This is a genomic window from Mangrovicoccus sp. HB161399 (assembly GCF_013184745.1).
Classification (GTDB): Bacteria; Pseudomonadota; Alphaproteobacteria; order Rhodobacterales; family Rhodobacteraceae; genus Mangrovicoccus.
In genome coordinates this window covers 18,552-33,035 of sequence record NZ_JAATVU010000027.1, presented here as the reverse complement: position 1 = coordinate 33,035, position 14,484 = coordinate 18,552, and the positions used below count along the sequence as shown (strand labels likewise).

14 protein-coding genes are annotated in these 14,484 nt (G+C 70.0%); 10 read left to right on the top strand and 4 right to left on the bottom strand.

The genetic code is table 11. The features are described 5' to 3' along the window. Nucleotides 1-61 precede the first annotated feature (61 nt). The 4 genes from HCC78_RS16135 (at nucleotide 62) to HCC78_RS16120 (ending at nucleotide 3,510) form a co-directional block, all read left to right on the top strand. Nucleotides 62-520: a DUF1499 domain-containing protein gene (locus tag HCC78_RS16135; protein WP_172329821.1), complete on the top strand. Its 459-nt coding sequence runs from the start codon at nucleotides 62-64 to the stop codon at nucleotides 518-520. A gap of 42 nt (nucleotides 521-562) precedes the next feature. Next, nucleotides 563-1,618, top strand: a complete 1,056-nt coding sequence (gene prfA / locus HCC78_RS16130) for a peptide chain release factor 1 (protein ID WP_172329820.1) — start codon at nucleotides 563-565, stop codon at nucleotides 1,616-1,618. After that, nucleotides 1,615-2,451 (top strand): peptide chain release factor N(5)-glutamine methyltransferase, encoded by an 837-nt coding sequence (prmC, locus tag HCC78_RS16125; protein WP_172329819.1) that lies wholly within the window; start codon nucleotides 1,615-1,617, stop codon nucleotides 2,449-2,451. The genes prfA and prmC overlap by 4 nt, the downstream gene beginning before the upstream one ends. A 234-nt stretch (nucleotides 2,452-2,685) precedes the next feature. After that, nucleotides 2,686-3,510, top strand: coding sequence for a DUF4167 domain-containing protein (locus HCC78_RS16120; RefSeq protein ID WP_172329818.1), 825 nt, complete (start codon nucleotides 2,686-2,688; stop codon nucleotides 3,508-3,510). Between the two features lie 423 nt (nucleotides 3,511-3,933). On the opposite strand, the gene HCC78_RS16115 is transcribed toward HCC78_RS16120, so the two are convergent. From HCC78_RS16115 to HCC78_RS16105, 3 genes are all read right to left on the bottom strand, one after another. Further along, nucleotides 3,934-5,805 carry a capsular polysaccharide biosynthesis protein gene (locus HCC78_RS16115; protein WP_253949208.1) on the bottom strand — a complete coding sequence of 624 codons (1,872 nt, stop codon included), beginning with the start codon at nucleotides 5,803-5,805 and terminating at the stop codon, nucleotides 3,934-3,936. A gap of 122 nt (nucleotides 5,806-5,927) precedes the next feature. Continuing rightward, the gene (locus tag HCC78_RS16110; protein WP_172329817.1) at nucleotides 5,928-7,064 is read right to left on the bottom strand and encodes a polysaccharide biosynthesis/export family protein; all 1,137 of its coding nucleotides are present in this window, start codon (nucleotides 7,062-7,064) and stop codon (nucleotides 5,928-5,930) included. Next, nucleotides 7,049-8,404, bottom strand: a complete 1,356-nt coding sequence (locus HCC78_RS16105; RefSeq protein WP_172329816.1) for a capsule biosynthesis protein CapA — start codon at nucleotides 8,402-8,404, stop codon at nucleotides 7,049-7,051. Before HCC78_RS16105 ends, HCC78_RS16110 begins: the two co-directional genes overlap by 16 nt. A gap of 106 nt (nucleotides 8,405-8,510) precedes the next feature. On the opposite strand from HCC78_RS16105, the gene HCC78_RS16100 reads away from it, so the two are divergent. Next, complete coding sequence (locus HCC78_RS16100) at nucleotides 8,511-9,116, top strand: riboflavin synthase (RefSeq protein WP_172329815.1); 606 nt, start codon at nucleotides 8,511-8,513, stop codon at nucleotides 9,114-9,116. A gap of 12 nt (nucleotides 9,117-9,128) precedes the next feature. Here the strand turns inward: HCC78_RS16100 and HCC78_RS16095 are convergent, their stop codons facing one another. Further along, nucleotides 9,129-9,752 carry a nuclear transport factor 2 family protein gene (locus HCC78_RS16095; RefSeq protein WP_253949203.1) on the bottom strand — a complete coding sequence of 208 codons (624 nt, stop codon included), beginning with the start codon at nucleotides 9,750-9,752 and terminating at the stop codon, nucleotides 9,129-9,131. Between the two features lie 298 nt (nucleotides 9,753-10,050). On the opposite strand from HCC78_RS16095, the gene HCC78_RS16090 reads away from it, so the two are divergent. From HCC78_RS16090 to HCC78_RS16070, 5 genes are read left to right on the top strand one after another with little or no spacing between them, the layout of a single operon-like run. Continuing rightward, nucleotides 10,051-11,157: an amidase gene (locus tag HCC78_RS16090; protein ID WP_172329814.1), complete on the top strand. Its 1,107-nt coding sequence runs from the start codon at nucleotides 10,051-10,053 to the stop codon at nucleotides 11,155-11,157. Beyond that, a complete protein-coding gene (locus HCC78_RS16085; protein ID WP_172329813.1) occupies nucleotides 11,154-12,302 on the top strand; it encodes an acyl-CoA dehydrogenase family protein in 1,149 nt (382 codons plus the stop codon). The genes HCC78_RS16090 and HCC78_RS16085 overlap by 4 nt, the downstream gene beginning before the upstream one ends. Before the next feature lie 11 nt (nucleotides 12,303-12,313). After that, a complete protein-coding gene (locus HCC78_RS16080; protein WP_108259982.1) occupies nucleotides 12,314-12,679 on the top strand; it encodes a hypothetical protein in 366 nt (121 codons plus the stop codon). A 15-nt stretch (nucleotides 12,680-12,694) separates the two neighbouring features. Beyond that, nucleotides 12,695-13,969 (top strand): Rieske 2Fe-2S domain-containing protein, encoded by a 1,275-nt coding sequence (locus HCC78_RS16075; protein ID WP_172329812.1) that lies wholly within the window; start codon nucleotides 12,695-12,697, stop codon nucleotides 13,967-13,969. Continuing rightward, complete coding sequence (locus HCC78_RS16070) at nucleotides 13,966-14,481, top strand: aromatic-ring-hydroxylating dioxygenase subunit beta (protein ID WP_172329811.1); 516 nt, start codon at nucleotides 13,966-13,968, stop codon at nucleotides 14,479-14,481. The genes HCC78_RS16075 and HCC78_RS16070 overlap by 4 nt, the downstream gene beginning before the upstream one ends. The last annotated feature ends 3 nt before the right edge of the window (nucleotides 14,482-14,484 follow it).

The following is a 14,484-nucleotide window of genomic DNA, read 5'->3' as shown; positions in this document are numbered from 1 at the left end:
CGGGCAGGGAGGACCGGGCGGCATTTCCGGCTAGTCTTGTCGGAAGATCTGGGGGTGTTCCATGCGACTCGTGACCATGTTCGCGGCCATCGGCTTGGCCGTGGCCGTCCTCTTCTCGCTCTATGTCCGTTTCGCGCCCAGCGATCCGCGGATCTGGCACGTGGATCCGCGCGTCGTGGTCGATCCCGGACAGGACGGCGCATTCCTGCTGCGCGACGAGCCGCCTTCGGACGGCGCCGCGCCGGAATTCGCGGGCAGCCCGTCCGAAGTGATGGCCAGGCTCGACGCGGTGGCGATGGCCGCCCCGCGGGTGAGCCGCCTGGCGGGCACGCCCGAGGAGGGCCATGTCACCTATGTCGCCCGATCGCGGCTCTTCGGCTTTCCCGACTACATCTCGGTCGTAGCCTGGCCCGCGGAGGGCGGCTCCAAGCTGGCCGTCTATTCGCGGCTGCGCTTCGGATCCTACGATCTCGGCGTGAACCGCAAGCGTGTGCTCGGCTGGCTCGACGCCATCACCTGAGCCGGTCTTGACGGCGCCCGCGGGCTTGGGCATTGCCGATCCATGATACCCGAAGACAAGCTAGACCAGATCCTCGGCCGGTTCGAATTCCTCGAAGCCAAGCTCGCCTCCGGCGCTGCGCCCGCGGAGATCGTCCGGCTGTCGCGCGAATACAGCGAATTGAAGCCCGTCGTCGGCCAGATCCAGGCCTGGCGCGGGATTGTGGCGGACATGGCGGAAGCCGAGGAAATGCTCGCCGATCCCGAGATGAAGAGCCTGGCCGAGGAAGAGCTGCCGAGGCTGAAGGCGGCGCTGCCCGAGGCGGAGCATGCGCTGCAGCTGGCGCTGCTGCCCAAGGATGCGGCCGATGCCCGCCCGGCGATGATCGAGATCCGGCCCGGCACGGGGGGCGAGGAAGCCGCGCTTTTCGCGGGCGACCTGCTGCGGATGTACCAGCGCTTCTCGGAATCGCAGGGATGGCAGTTCAAGATCCTCGAGGAAAGCCAGACCGAGCTTGGCGGAATCAAGGAAGTCGTCGCCCATGTCGAGGGCGAGGGCGTCTTCGCCCGGCTGAAATTCGAATCCGGCGTCCACCGGGTCCAGCGCGTGCCGGAAACCGAATCCGGCGGGCGCATCCACACCTCGGCCGCGACCGTAGCCGTGCTGCCAGAGGCCGAGGAGGTCGACATCCAGATCGACCCGGGCGACATCCGCATCGACACGATGCGCGCCAGCGGTGCAGGCGGACAGCACGTCAACACCACCGATTCCGCCGTGCGGATCACCCACATTCCCTCGGGAATCGTCGTCACCAGCTCGGAAAAGTCCCAGCACCAGAACCGCGCGATTGCCATGCAGGTGCTGCGCACGCGGCTCTACGACCTGGAGCGGCAGCGGGCCGACAGCGCCCGCGCCGCCGACCGCAAGAGCCAGGTGGGCTCCGGCGACCGCTCGGAACGCATCCGCACCTACAATTTCCCGCAGGGCAGGGTGACCGACCACCGCATCAACCTGACGCTCTACCGGCTGGAGCAGGTCATGCAGGGCGATCTGGCCGAGATCACGGATGCGCTGATCGCCTCCGACCAGGCCGCGCGGCTGGCCGAGCTCGACGCATGAGCCAGACAGTCGGCGAAACGATGCGCGCGGGCATGGCCCGGATGCGCGCCGCAGGCGTCGCCGATCCGGCCCGCGACGCAAGGCGGCTGGCGGCGGCGGCGCTGCAGGTCGATCCTTCGCGGATCTCGCTGATGGCGCATGATCCTTGGCCGGACACGGCGTCTGCGGCCTGGGAGGCGATGGTCGCCGCCCGCGAGGCGCGCCGTCCGGTCTCGCAGATCGTCGGATCGCGCGCCTTCTTCGGCCGCAGATTCCGCGTGACCTCCGACGTGCTCGACCCGCGCCCCGAGACCGAGGCGCTGATTGTCGAGGCGTTGCGCGCCCCGGCCTCGCGGGTCCTCGACATCGGCACCGGATCGGGCTGCATCCTGCTGACATTGCTGGCAGAATGGCCGGATGCGGCGGGCGTGGCAACCGATGCCTCCCCGGCCGCGCTGGAGGTGGCGCGCGCCAATGCGGCCGATCTGGGACTCGCGGCGCGGGCCGAATTCCACCTGGGCGACTGGTCCGCGGGGGCGGAGGGGCCCTTCGATCTGGTCGTGTCGAACCCGCCCTACATCGCCGCGGACGAGCTGGCGGCGCTGGAGCCGGAGGTGACCCGCTGGGAACCGGCCATGGCGCTGTCGCCGGGGGAGGACGGGCTGGCGGCCTACCGCGCGATCCTGCCGCAGGCGGCGGATCTGCTGGCGCCCGCAGGCCGGATCCTGCTGGAAATCGGCGCCTCGCAGGGACCGGATGTCGCGGATCTGTGCCGGAAAGAAGGTTTCCGGGATGTCCGCGTGCTTGCCGATCTGGACGGGCGGGACCGCGTCGTGGCAGGGTCGAAGGGCTGAAAACCGTTTCCGGACTGAGGTTATCTGCAATTTTTGGAAGATTTGTGGGGTCCGGATCGATTTTGCGCTTGTTTCCTGCGCAGTCCCGTGTTTAGAACGATCTGCAGAGTAGTGGTGCCCGAGCGGGCACCCCTCAGCCCCAAGCCAAACAGCATGAGTTGCATCGGTCGGTGAAGGCCGCGGAATTAGAGTTTGGCCAAGGAAAATTCGAACAAGGCTGGAACCCGCAGTACAATGAGATCTTCGAAGTCACGATCACGGTCGAAGTCGAACCGTAACCGTTCGGTCGGGAACATCGTCAACCGCGTGTTCGACAGCTCCGGCCCCGAGGGCAAGGTCCGCGGCACGCCGCAGCAGATCATCGACAAGTACCTTCAGCTGGCGCGCGATGCCCAGCTGGGCAACGACCGCGTGGCCACCGAGAACTTCCAGCAGCACGCAGAGCACTATACCCGCCTGCTCGGCGAGGCGCAGCGCGACGCCGAGGCGCGCCGCGAGCAGCAGGAAGGCCAGCAGAACCGCGACGGCGGCCAGCAGATGCGCCAGCGCGACCGCAGTGACGACCAGCGCGGCCAGTCGCGCGACGACGACCAGCGCGGCAACGGCGATTACGGTCCCGACCTCGATTTCGGCGCCGACCGGTCCGCCCAGCCGCAGCCCGGCCTTGCCGAGTCCGCTCCGGCCCAGGCGCCCGTCGCGGCAGCTGCTCCGGCACCCCGTGCCGAGAAGGCGCCCGAGCCTGCGCCGCAGCCCGAACAGCCCGCCGCCGCCGAGGCCCCCGCGGCTGCCCAGCCGACGAAGGAGCCCGCCGCGGAGGCGATGGGCGTTGTCGATACCGGCACCGAATCCGGGGAGGTCTCCGGCCTCGTCGAGACGCCGGAAGACGCCGCGCCCAAGCCGCGCCGCCGCCGCACCACCCGCAAGCCCAAGGCCGATGCGGGCGAGGCAGGCGGCGAGGAGGCAGCCGAGGCTCCGAAACCCAAACGCACGCGCTCCAAGAAGGCAGCGGCCGACAAGGACGCGCCGGGCGCCGACGGTCCGAAGGAAGCGGCCGAGTAATCTCCGGCCCGCAACGACAGGTTCTGGCCGCGCTGCCGTGAGGCAGGCGCGGCCTTTGCATGTCCGGGTCCAGCATTGCCGGAACTGCGTGGAAAGGTCAGCGCGGCGACCTGGTGATCCCTTCATGGAGGCATGGATAAGAAGAGCCTGCAGCCGCGGACGGGACTGTCCAATGAGGAGCGGACCGGGCGGCGCCTGAGGATGGCCGGAGCGGGAAGCCTTGGGATCGGGGCGAGGCCTTCAGGCACGCCGGGCCTGGCATGCCGGAGCTGCACTCTGCCACTGGCCGCTGCGGCTTCGCCGTCCGCCGGGCCTGTGTCTGGACCCCCGCAGGGCCAAGCGGCATTTCGCTTGCGCCGCGCCATGGTGCCGGATGGGCGGCGCCGGAGCGGCACTCGTGGAAAAGGCTTGCCCCCGCCGCTGCTAGCAGCGCCGCGGATGAAGCGTCGCCCAGAGGCCCTGCGCCTTGGCGGCGAGGCGGGCAACCGGGCCGCGGGTGTCGGCGGGCATCGCCGCCAGCCGCTCCAGCGCCACTTCGGCGGTGCAGATCCGCCCGGTCACCGGATCGCGGTAGCGTGGCGCGCCGATCAGTGCGGCATGGACCAGCCCGTCCAGCGCCACCCCGGACACGCGGCGCCGGGTCGGCACCGGCGCGAGGTCCCGCGTCAGTCCCCAGCCGGCATAGAAGGGCGCCCCGAGGCAGGTCACCGGAACGCCGCGCAGCAGGGCCTCGAACCCCATCAGCGAAGTGATGGTCCAGAGCGCCGAGACCTCGCCCAGCAGCCAGGCCGGATCGGCATCGCCGAGAACGAGATCGGCAAGGGCCGCTTCGTCCGGGGCCAGCGCGCCGGGGCGCAGCCCGGCCGTCACGTCGGGATGTGGCCGGTAGATCAGCACGGCCCCGGGTTCCGCCGCGCGCGCCGCCTGCAGCAGCGCCGCGTTGCTGCGCACCGTTCCGGTCGCCCCGCAGCGGATGGAGGCATCGTCCTCCACCTGGCCCGCCACCAGCACCAGCCGCCCGCCGGGCAGAGGCGGCCGCGTGCCGCCCTGGCCGTATTTCGTAGCCCCGGACGCCGCCACGGACCGCCGCAGCCGCGCCGCGCGGTCGAGCGCCACCGGCGGCAGAAAACGGCTGTCGGCGATCATCCCTTCAAGGTCCGACGGCCGGGCCGGATCGTAGTAGATGCCCTGCGCATCGGCGATCAGGCTGACCGGCGGCACCAGCCGCGCGCCCAGCCCGCGCGAGCGCAGGAAGCCGTCCTCGACCCGGATCGTTCCCGTCAGGTCGGGCGCGGGGCGGCTCGCCCAGGCCAGGACCGGCCGGGTTCCGGCCTGCCGCCGCAAGCCTCGCGCGGTCAGCGGAAAGCGCACGTCGCCGCCGAAGCTGCGGGCCAGGTGGCGGCGCTTCCACAGGGACATGCCCCAGGCGGCATAGCCGTGCCGGTCGGCAATGGCGGCGGCAGTCTCGGCTTCTGCCAGCTCCAGCACGGTCTCGAAATCGCAGAGCCGGTCGCGGAACGGGTCGTACCAGTGCGGCGCCAGCAGCATCATCCCGGCGAAGAGCTGCAGCGGCGACAGCGTGCGGGTGCGGCGGGGCAGCGGCGCGGGATCCTCGCTGAGCCCCCAGCCGGCATGGACCGGCGTGCCGAAGAGCAGCGGCCGGTGCCCGGCCCAGATCGCCTCGGCCCCCATCTGCGAGCTGACCGACAGCACGGCATGGGCGCGCTCGAGCAGCGGCCAGGGGCTGGCGGGGCCGGTCAGGTAGAGCTCGCCGCGGCGCAGGTCGCCGGGCAGCAGATGGCCATCGGGCGCGGCGCGCACCGCCAGCACGTGGCCCGGAAACCGGTCCCGCGCGGCGGACAGCATCGCCAGGAAGCTGCGCCGCGAGGCGCCGCTGGCGGCAACCGAGGCATCGCCGCGGCGCTGGTCGACGACCAGCACATGGCCTTCGGGCGGCAGCGCGGCATCCGGATCGTGGAAGGTGAACTTGCCGCCCAGCCGCTTCAGCCGCGCCAGCGCATCGGCGGCCCGCGACAGCAGCAGCGGATCGTCGAGCGGATGGGAGGCCAGCAGGTCTTCCAAGGCCGAGGGGCTGGCGGCGTCGTAATGGATGCCGCGGCGGTCGATCAGCAGCCCCCAGGGCGGCACGCCGGAGCCGCGCCCGGGATGCAGGCCGCGCAGGAAGGCGTCTTCCAGCCGCACCAGCCCTCGTCCGGTCGCGCGTGCCGCCCAGGCGCCGCGCCGGGCGGAGGGACGCTGTCCCCAGACGGCAACGCCCCGGGCTGCGGCAGGCAGTCCGGGGCGCAGGTCGTATCCGCAGTGGCCGAGGATGCGCCGGATGCCCGGCGCCGCGAAGAGCCCCCAGCCGAGGCAGCCGAGCGGCCCCGATGCGGGGCCCGGCCCGGGCGGCGGCTGGTTCAGAGAGTCCCCGCGATCTGCTGGGTGGACGCGACGGTGTTCAGGCTGCCGAAGAAGGTGGCCAGCGCCTTGTTGAACTGGGTCCAGGGCGCCTCGGTGACATAGATCGTGTCATCGTTGCGGATCATGAAGTCCTTGGCGACGAACAGGCCTTCGCCCGAGGTGAGGTTGAGCACGTAGGCCACCTGCTGCGGGCCGTAGAGCGAGGGATCGCCGGTGACCACGCGGGCGACGGCTTCCGGTTCGGTGCGCAGAACGAAGATGCCGGTCGGGTCGGCCGCGTTGGTCTGCAGGCCGCCGACCTGGGCCAGGGCCTCCATCGCGGTCAGCTCCTGGCTGTTGAAGTTGATGCGGGTCTGGGCCCCGGTCGCGCCCAGCGAGGTGTAGGCGCGACGGTCGGCCTCCACCAGGATGCGGTCGCCGCCGCGCAGCGCGATGTCGTTCTGCGGGCTGTCGAAGAGCGAGTTGAACCAGATCGTTCCGCGCTGGCCGCCGCGCAGGATTGTCACCTGGGCAATGTCGGATTCGATCGTCAGGCCGCCAGCCTGCGCCAGCATGGAGCTCAGCGTCCGCGTCGGCCGCTCGATCGGATAGACCCCCTGGGCGCTGACCGAACCCGCAACCGAGACGGTCGCGCCGTCGCCGGCCTGTCGGACCACCATGACCTGCGGGTCGGGGGTCTGCGCCTGGAGCGAGTCCGTGATCTGCATGCGCAGCTGCTCCGGGGTCAGCCCGGCGGCGCGGATGCGCCCGGCATAGGGCACGAAGATGTAGCCGTCGCCGTCGACCTGCACCGAATTGAGCGGGGTCGGCGCGCCGCTGACGCTGAGGATGCCCTGGTCGACATTCTCCCAGATGGTCAGGCCCAGCGTGTCGCCCGCGCGGATCGTGTCGGAGCCGACCACGCCGGTGGTGCGGAAGCTGGAGGAGAAGCCCAGCGTCGGCGCGTAGTTGGCCGCCTTGGCCACGCCGCGCGTCGCCAGCACGACATGGGTCGAGCCGCTGCGCTTGACCGAGCTGTCCATCACTTCGGATTTGGTGGGTCCGGACCGGGGGATGCCGCATCCGGCAACGGCCGTGCCGAGGGCCACGAGCAGGGCCAGGCGAAGGCCCCGTGCAGTCACTGTCCAAGCCATTCTGTGCTCTCCACCTCATGTCCCGGGCGCTCTTCGGCTTCCCGGGCGGTCCGCGCTGTTTTTCTTGCCACATGATGACCAAAAGCTGACCTTGGGATCAAGTGCTTGTGTGCAGCTGCAGCGAGGGGTGCGGCTTCAAAGTCATAGGCGGAGCGTTCCGCCGCAATCCGCGGCACCAGCGCGGCGATCGCCATTCTGCGGCCCGGGGCGGTGTAGTAGCTGCCGGCGATCTGCGAGCTGCGCAGCAGGAAGGCGCTGAACCGGGCATGGGCTCCGGGGGCCGGCGGGCGCGGATCGGCAAGGAAGGCGGCGAGGTCGCTGCAGGGCAGAAGCTCGGGATGGCTGTAGACGGTGCGGCCGAAGGCGAAGAGCGGGAGGCCGCGCCACAGCGCCTGCTGTCCTGCGGTGGAGGTGACGGTGAGCGCGGCGCGCGCGCCGTCGAGCAGCGGCGCGAGGCGGCCGCCGGGCAGGGCGGCGGCGCGGTCCTGCAGCCCGTGGCGGTCCGCGATCTGCCGCACCAGCCGCGCGACATGCAGCCGCCTGGCCTCCAGCGGGTGCATCTTCACGACCAGGCGCTGCTCCTGCGGGGCGGCGGCGGCGAAGCCGGCCATGACCCGCTCCAGCAAGGCGGCATGACCGGCCAGCTCCGCAGCGGGGCCCAGCGAACTGTCATGTTCGAGCTGCAGCAGCAGCACGTCATAGGGCCGCCGCCGGATGGCGCGCGCCTGGGCGGCCTGCCGCCACGCCATCGCGAAGGGCAGCCCCGCCGCCGCGCCGAGCGCCCGCGCCGCCTCGATCCTCAGGGGGACGGGACGGTGAGGGCGGTGGCCGGGATAGCGCCGCGCCCCGGCCAGCAGCGCCAGGTGGTAGGCGGCGCCGTGCCACACATGGTGGCGCAGCGCGCCCCAGCTTGCCGCGGGACAGGGCGGGGCGCCGCCCGGACCCTCCGCCATGCCGGCGATCGGCCAGCCCGCAGCAGGAGAATTGCCGTTGCTGCCCTCGCGCTCATAGGTGATCCAGGCCGGGCGCAGATAGCCTTCCTCCAGAATATGCGTGCGCAGGCCGCGCGCGCGCGCCGCCTCCAGCGCCCCGGCATGGAAGGGGCGCGCCTCGCCGTAGAGCAGCAGGTCGGTCGCGCCGGTCCGCTCCATCGCCCCGGCCGCGCCGGCCGCGTCGCGCAGCGCCAGATAGCCGGGCCCGCGCCACTCGGCCTCGTCGCCGGCATTCACCCCGCCGCGCAGCACGGAGGCGCCCTCCAGACGCAGCGCAGCGGCCAGTTCGGCGAAGAACGGGCCGTGCGGGCCTTGCAGCATCAGGAACCGGCGGTTGCGGAGACGCATGCCGATTTGGTGCGGCATCCCCGCCCGCCGATCAAGCGGAATCCGCCCGGCTTGAACCCTGCCGGGCGGGGGGCTAGTCAGGACGGGCAGCTTGAGAGGAGACGCCATGTTCACGGGCATGATCACCGATATCGGCCAGGTCGCGTCGGTCGCGCGCAAAGGCGACCTCGAGGTGCGCATCGCCTCCTCCTACGATCCCGGCAGCATCGAGATCGGCGCCTCCATCGCCTGCGACGGCATCTGCCTGACGGTTACCGACCGCGGCCCGCTGGAGGGCGGCGCCTGGTTCGAGGTCGACCTCTCCGCCGAAACCGTGTCGCGCACCTCCCTGGCGCGGACGCCCTGGGCGCCGGGAAGCCGGGTCAACCTGGAGCGCGCGCTGAAGGTCGGCGACGAGCTTGGCGGCCATATCGTCTCGGGCCATGTCGATGGCATCGCCGAGGTGGTCGCCATGGCAGAGGAGGGCGGCAGCACCCGCGTCACCTTCCGCGCGCCCGAACCGCTGGCGCGCTTCATCGCCTCCAAGGGCTCGATTGCGCTGAACGGCACCTCCCTGACCGTGAACGAGGTCGAAGGCTGCGAGTTCGGCGTGAATTTCATTCCGCATACCAAGGCCCACACGACCTGGGGCGGGATCCGCACGGGCGACGCGGTCAACCTGGAGATCGACACGCTCGCCCGCTACGTGGCGCGGCTGCAGGACTGGGGCTGACGCCCCGGCCGCTCAGGGCGCCATCAGCACCGATTTCGACGGGTAGTCCGAGGCCCATGTCGCGGGCAGCGGCGCGATGAACACGTTTTCGGTGCGCGTGCGCGAAATCCGCCAGCCGCCGGGTTCCTTCCGGAAGGCGTTGTTCAGCCGCGACGAGCGCAGCAATGCCTTGCCGTCGGAGAACAGCCAGGGCTGCATGTGCACCCACTGGCCCTCGGCGGTGGCGCCGCCGTCATGCACGCGGATCTGCTCCGAGGTCAGGTAGTGGCAGTTGAGGATCAGTTCCGGGTCCTGCTTCTGCCCCCAGAACTTGGTGAAATGCGCGCGGATCGCGTCATGGCCCGCCGCGCGGCCGAACTGGCCGTCGTAGTATTCGCCGACGCCTTCCCAGACCGCGTCCGCCGTGTAGAGCTCCACGATCCTCTCGATCCGCTCTGCGTCATCGGCGACGCCGAATTCCGGAAGGGGCGTGTCGCACAGGAACATGTAGCGCGCCTGCAGGCGGCGGATGTCGGCCTCGGCCTCCAGAACCTCGATTCTCCTTGTCAGGGCGGCAATGGCGTCTTCGGCGGTGGCGTTCGGCGGAGCAACGGTTTCCATCGTGTCGGTTTCCCGGGCATTTGCGTGAATTTTCATCTTGTATTTGCCGGAGGGGACCGGAGCGGCACAAGAAGTTATTTTTAAAATCACGTGAATTAGGTAGTTATTTGCCATGGGATGCGCTTTCCTGCCGCAGAGCCGCCATGGCTGGTGCAGGAACGGGCAGCCCGAAAAGACCAGACAGGATGCGCCCGGCCTTAGCTGGCGCGTCCTCTGCCTGCGTTGCCAGGTATATGAAATAAAACAATAAATTTCAGGATCGCGCGTGCTTTTCCTTGACCGGCGCTAAATGCGGTAATATTCACGTAAACATCGGATCACGGAAGGAGACCCAATGGACGGCCAGAGGACAGAGGATCACGGCGCGCTTGTCGCCCGGCTTTCCCTCGGCGGCGACGGCCTCTGCGTCGCGGTCAAGGACTGCCTCGACATTGCCGGGCACGCGACCGCCTGCGGCTCGGCCGCCTTCCGCGACGCGGCGCCCGCAGCGGCAAATGCCGCGGCGGTCGACAGCCTGCTCGGCGCCGGCTGCCGGATCATCGGGAAAGCCGCCATGCACGAGCTCGCCTTCGGCATGACCGGGGTGAACGCCGCCTTCGGCACGCCGGTCAATCCGCGCTGGCCCGACCGCATTCCCGGCGGCTCTTCCTCAGGCTCGGCCGTGGCCGTGGCCGCAGGGCTGTGCGATTTCGCCGTCGGCACCGACACCGGCGGCTCCGTCCGCCAGCCCGCGGCCTGCTGCGGTGTCTGGGGGATCAAGCCCACCTTCGGACGGATCAGCCGCGAGGGTGCCACGCCTGCCGCCAGCACGCTCGACTGCATCGGCGCCTTCGCCCGCGACGGCGGGATGCTCACCCGCGCCATGGCCGCCATGGACCCGTCCTTCGTGCCGGTGACGCTAGAGGCGGAGCCGGTGCTGCTGCAGGTCGATGCCGGCCTGCCGGGCATCGCAACGGCAGAGCTGCCGGGGCTCGACGCTGCCTTCGCCGCCGGCATGACGCTGATCGCCACCGAGACCGAGGCGGCTTTCGGGCATCTTCTCGACCGAGGCGCACCAATCGGCCCCGACATCGCCGCGCGGCTCGCCGCGGCGCGCGAGATCCCGGCGCAAAAGGTTGCGGAGGCCGAGCGCCTCCGCATGGCCTTCACTGCCGAGGTGGATGCCCTGCTGGCAAGCTGCGACGCCATTGTCACCCCGGCGCTCGACGGCATTCCCCCGACGCTGGCCGAGGCGCGCGACCCGAAGACGGTGCTGGGCCTGACGCGGTACCAGCGGCCGTTCAACCTGTCCGGCCATCCGGCCATCGTGATCCCGCGGCCCACCCCCGACGGGCTGCCCGCGGGGCTGCAGATCATCGGACGCAAGGGCGACGATGCCCGCCTCTGCGCCATCGCCATCCGGCTCGCCGAGAGCCTCCAGACCCAGACGGAGACAGCATGACAGCTCCTGCGACCCTGGCGGGGCCGCGGCCGGTCGCCGACCGCGCCGCGATCCTGGCCCGCATCCGCGCCCGCCGCGCGGAATTCACCGCGCTCCATCATGTCCCGCGCGACGTGGTGGCGGACCTCAAGACCTTGGGCGCCTACCGCGCCTTCGTGCCGGAACGCTTCGGCGGCGACGCGTTGTCCCCCGCCGAATTCTGCGCGCTGATCGAGGACATCTCGGCGGCGGACGCCTCGACCGGCTGGGTGGCAAGCTTCGGTGTCTCGGCGCTCTATCTCGGCGCGCTGCCCGGCGAGACCTACGCCGCGATCTACGGCGCCGACCCGGACACGGTCTTTGCCGGCGCGATGTTCCCGCCGCAGCCCGCAACGGAAACGGCAGGGGGCTATGTCGTCAACGGCCGCTGGCCCTGGTGCTCGGGCGTGATGGGCGCTGACCTCGTCGGCGTCGGCATCCGCCTCGACAGCGAGACCACGCCGCTGCCCCGCGTCGCCGTCATGCCGAAATCCGCCGTGACGGTGGACGAGACCTGGGACTCCATCGGGCTTTCCGCCACCGGCAGCCACGATGTCGTGGTCGAAGACGTGACCGTCGCGCCTGACTGGACCTTCGTGCGCGGCTCGACCCCGTCCTTCGACGATCCGGTCTTCCGCTATCCGGCCATGGCCATCGCCTCGCAGGTGCTGGCCGTCGTCGCGCTCGGCGCGGCGAAGGAGGCGCTCGGCTGGGTGCAGGAGAACTCGCTGTCCCGCGCCTCGATCACCGGTGCCGCCGCGCCCGGCGCACGCCCCTACGTCCAAAGCGAATTCGCCAAGGCCAGGGGCCTGCTCTCCGGCGCCCGCGCCGCCTTCTTCGACACGATCGAGGAGGGCTGGAGCCAGGTTCTGGCCAATGGCGAGACCGACCGCGACACCCATATCCGCCTGCGCATGGCCGCCACCATGGCCGCCCGCGACGGCGCCGAGGCCGCGCGCCGCGCCTTCGTGCTGGGCGGCTCCGGCGCGATGCTGGCGGGCCATCCGCTCGGCCGCTGCATGATGGACGCCGCCTGCGTTGCGCAGCACGCCTTCCTGAACGAGGGAACCTGGACGCTTGCCGGCGCCGGGTTCTTCGACCAGCCCACCGCCCCCGGATACCCGTGAGGACCCCGAACATGACCGAGACCCCAGCCCTCCGCACGCTGCTGTGCTTCAACAACCACCCGGCCTTCTTCGAGCTGCCTTTCGACCGCATCGGCCCGGTCTGGAAGGCGACGCAGGAGCTGATGTATTCCATCGACCAGATGGAGGGCGTCACCATCGTCGGCACTTTCGATGACGACCAGACCTTCGTCGGCTCGTCGCGCGGCTTCCCATACACCTGGTACATCCTCGCCGATTTCCCCAACCGCGAGGCGGTGCAGGCGGCCTGCAACCTGCTGCGCACCATCGTCGTGGGCGAGGAAAACCACCGGCTGTGGAAATACATGACCGTGGAGGCGCGGATGGGCCGCGCGCTCCAGATCCCCGAAAACATCTGAGACCGGAGGGCAGAGATGTCTCTCGACATGCCGAAATTCAGCGATCTCGACGCGCTCTACGACGAGGCCGAGGCCAAGGTCGCCACCTCGATGTACGAGGATCCGGCGCTTTTCGACGCCGAGATGGAGAAGATCTTCCACAAGACCTGGGTCTGGGTCGCACATGAAAGCGAATTCCCCGACAAGGGCTCCTTCAAGCTCTCCCATGTCGGCAAGGAGCCGGTGATCGTGGTGCGCGACCGCAAGGGCGCGATCCACTGCATGGTCAACCGCTGCCGCCACCGCGCGGCGACGGTCTGCGAGGTGAAGAAGGGCAAGACCTCGTCCTTCCAGTGCCCCTATCACGGCTGGGGCTACGGGCTCGACGGCTCGCTCCGGGCGCTGCCCTATCCGGAACAGTACGGCGACGATTTCGACAAGGCGCAGCACGGGCTGCTGAAGCTCCGCACCGACAGCTATGCCGGCATGGTCTTCGCCACGTTCAATGACGAGCTGGAGCCGCTTTCGGACTTCCTCGGCCCGGTGAAGAAGTGGATCGACCTGTTCATGAAGCAGGGCGGCGGCTTCCCGGTGAAGGTGCTGGGCGAGCACCAGTTCAAGGTGCCGATGAACTGGAAGGTGCAGCTGGAGAACACCACCGACGCCTACCATTTCCCGATCGTCCACAAGTCCTTCCTGCAGTCGCTGGATGGCGAGACCGAGCAGGTCTTCAGCTTCCTCGAGCATGGCCGCGGCTTCGTCGAGGATCTGGGCAACGGCCATTCGGTCATGGTGATGATGCCGGAACTCGTGGATCTCGACGAGAATCTCGACGCGCCGATCCCCGAGCGCTTTGCCGAGCTTGCCGAAGAGCTGCGCGGCGAGGGCTATCCGGAAGAGCAGGTGAAGAAGATCGTCCGTGCCGTCGGCGGCGCAGGCTTCAACCTGAACCTCTTCCCCAACGTGTCCTTCTCGCTGTCCTTCTTCCGCGTGCTGCGGCCCGTGACCGTGGAAGAGACCGAGATCCGCCATATCGCGCTCGGCATGGAGGGCGGGCCGGCGGCGGCGAACCGCATGCGGCTGCGGCTTCACGAGCATTTCCAGGGGCCGATGGGCTTCGGCAGCCCCGATGACGCAGAAGTCTGGGAACGGGTGCAGCGCGGCACCAAGGGCGGCGAGACGCTGCCGATCCTCGTCAACCGCGGCATGGTCGACGAAACGGCAGGCACCGACGGTCCGCGCGGCCATATCAGCGCCGAAACCGGCATGCGCGCGGCCTACGCAATGTGGAAGAGGATGATGTCGGCATGACCGAGATGACCAGGATCGAGACCGGCGCCACGCTGATGGAGGTGACCGCTTTCCTCTGGGCCGAGGCGGACATGCTCGACCGCAAGGATTACGACCCGTGGCTGGCGCTTTGGGACGGGCAGGGCACCTATGTCATGCCGATCACCGAGCCGGGCGAGGCGCTGAAGCCCGCCTCCGGCTATGCCGAGGCGCTGAACCTCTGTTACGATGGCGCGAAGATGCGCAAGGACCGCGTCGCGCGCTTCCAGGCCGGGTTCTCCATCTCCTCGGCACCGCCCGCCCAGACCGTGCGCACCGTGTCGCGCATCGTGATCGAGGCGGTCGAGGGCGAGCTGATCCATGTCCGCGCTGCCGAGACGGTGGTCGAGGACAAGTTCGGCCGCCAGCGCCTGTTCGCCGCCGACATGGGCTATGTGCTGGTTTCGACGCCCGAGGGGCTGAAGATCCGCGACAAGGTCGTGCGCCTGCTGAACTCCGACGGGATGCTGACCTCGATCAGCTACCTCTTCTGATGG

What these genes read in the sequence shown, in the direction of transcription:
- HCC78_RS16135 (WP_172329821.1), top strand. Translation starts at nt 62, where the DNA reads ATGCGACTCGTGACCATGTTCGCGGCCATCGGCTTGGCCGTGGCCGTC.
- prfA (WP_172329820.1), top strand. Translation starts at nt 563, where the DNA reads ATGATACCCGAAGACAAGCTAGACCAGATCCTCGGCCGGTTCGAATTC.
- prmC (WP_172329819.1), top strand. Translation starts at nt 1,615, where the DNA reads ATGAGCCAGACAGTCGGCGAAACGATGCGCGCGGGCATGGCCCGGATG.
- HCC78_RS16120 (WP_172329818.1), top strand. Translation starts at nt 2,686, where the DNA reads ATGAGATCTTCGAAGTCACGATCACGGTCGAAGTCGAACCGTAACCGT.
- HCC78_RS16110 (WP_172329817.1), bottom strand. Translation starts at nt 7,064, where the DNA reads ATGGCTTGGACAGTGACTGCACGGGGCCTTCGCCTGGCCCTGCTCGTG.
- HCC78_RS16105 (WP_172329816.1), bottom strand. Translation starts at nt 8,404, where the DNA reads ATGCGTCTCCGCAACCGCCGGTTCCTGATGCTGCAAGGCCCGCACGGC.
- HCC78_RS16100 (WP_172329815.1), top strand. Translation starts at nt 8,511, where the DNA reads ATGTTCACGGGCATGATCACCGATATCGGCCAGGTCGCGTCGGTCGCG.
- HCC78_RS16095 (WP_253949203.1), bottom strand. Translation starts at nt 9,752, where the DNA reads ATGAAAATTCACGCAAATGCCCGGGAAACCGACACGATGGAAACCGTT.
- HCC78_RS16090 (WP_172329814.1), top strand. Translation starts at nt 10,051, where the DNA reads ATGGACGGCCAGAGGACAGAGGATCACGGCGCGCTTGTCGCCCGGCTT.
- HCC78_RS16085 (WP_172329813.1), top strand. Translation starts at nt 11,154, where the DNA reads ATGACAGCTCCTGCGACCCTGGCGGGGCCGCGGCCGGTCGCCGACCGC.
- HCC78_RS16080 (WP_108259982.1), top strand. Translation starts at nt 12,314, where the DNA reads ATGACCGAGACCCCAGCCCTCCGCACGCTGCTGTGCTTCAACAACCAC.
- HCC78_RS16075 (WP_172329812.1), top strand. Translation starts at nt 12,695, where the DNA reads ATGTCTCTCGACATGCCGAAATTCAGCGATCTCGACGCGCTCTACGAC.
- HCC78_RS16070 (WP_172329811.1), top strand. Translation starts at nt 13,966, where the DNA reads ATGACCGAGATGACCAGGATCGAGACCGGCGCCACGCTGATGGAGGTG.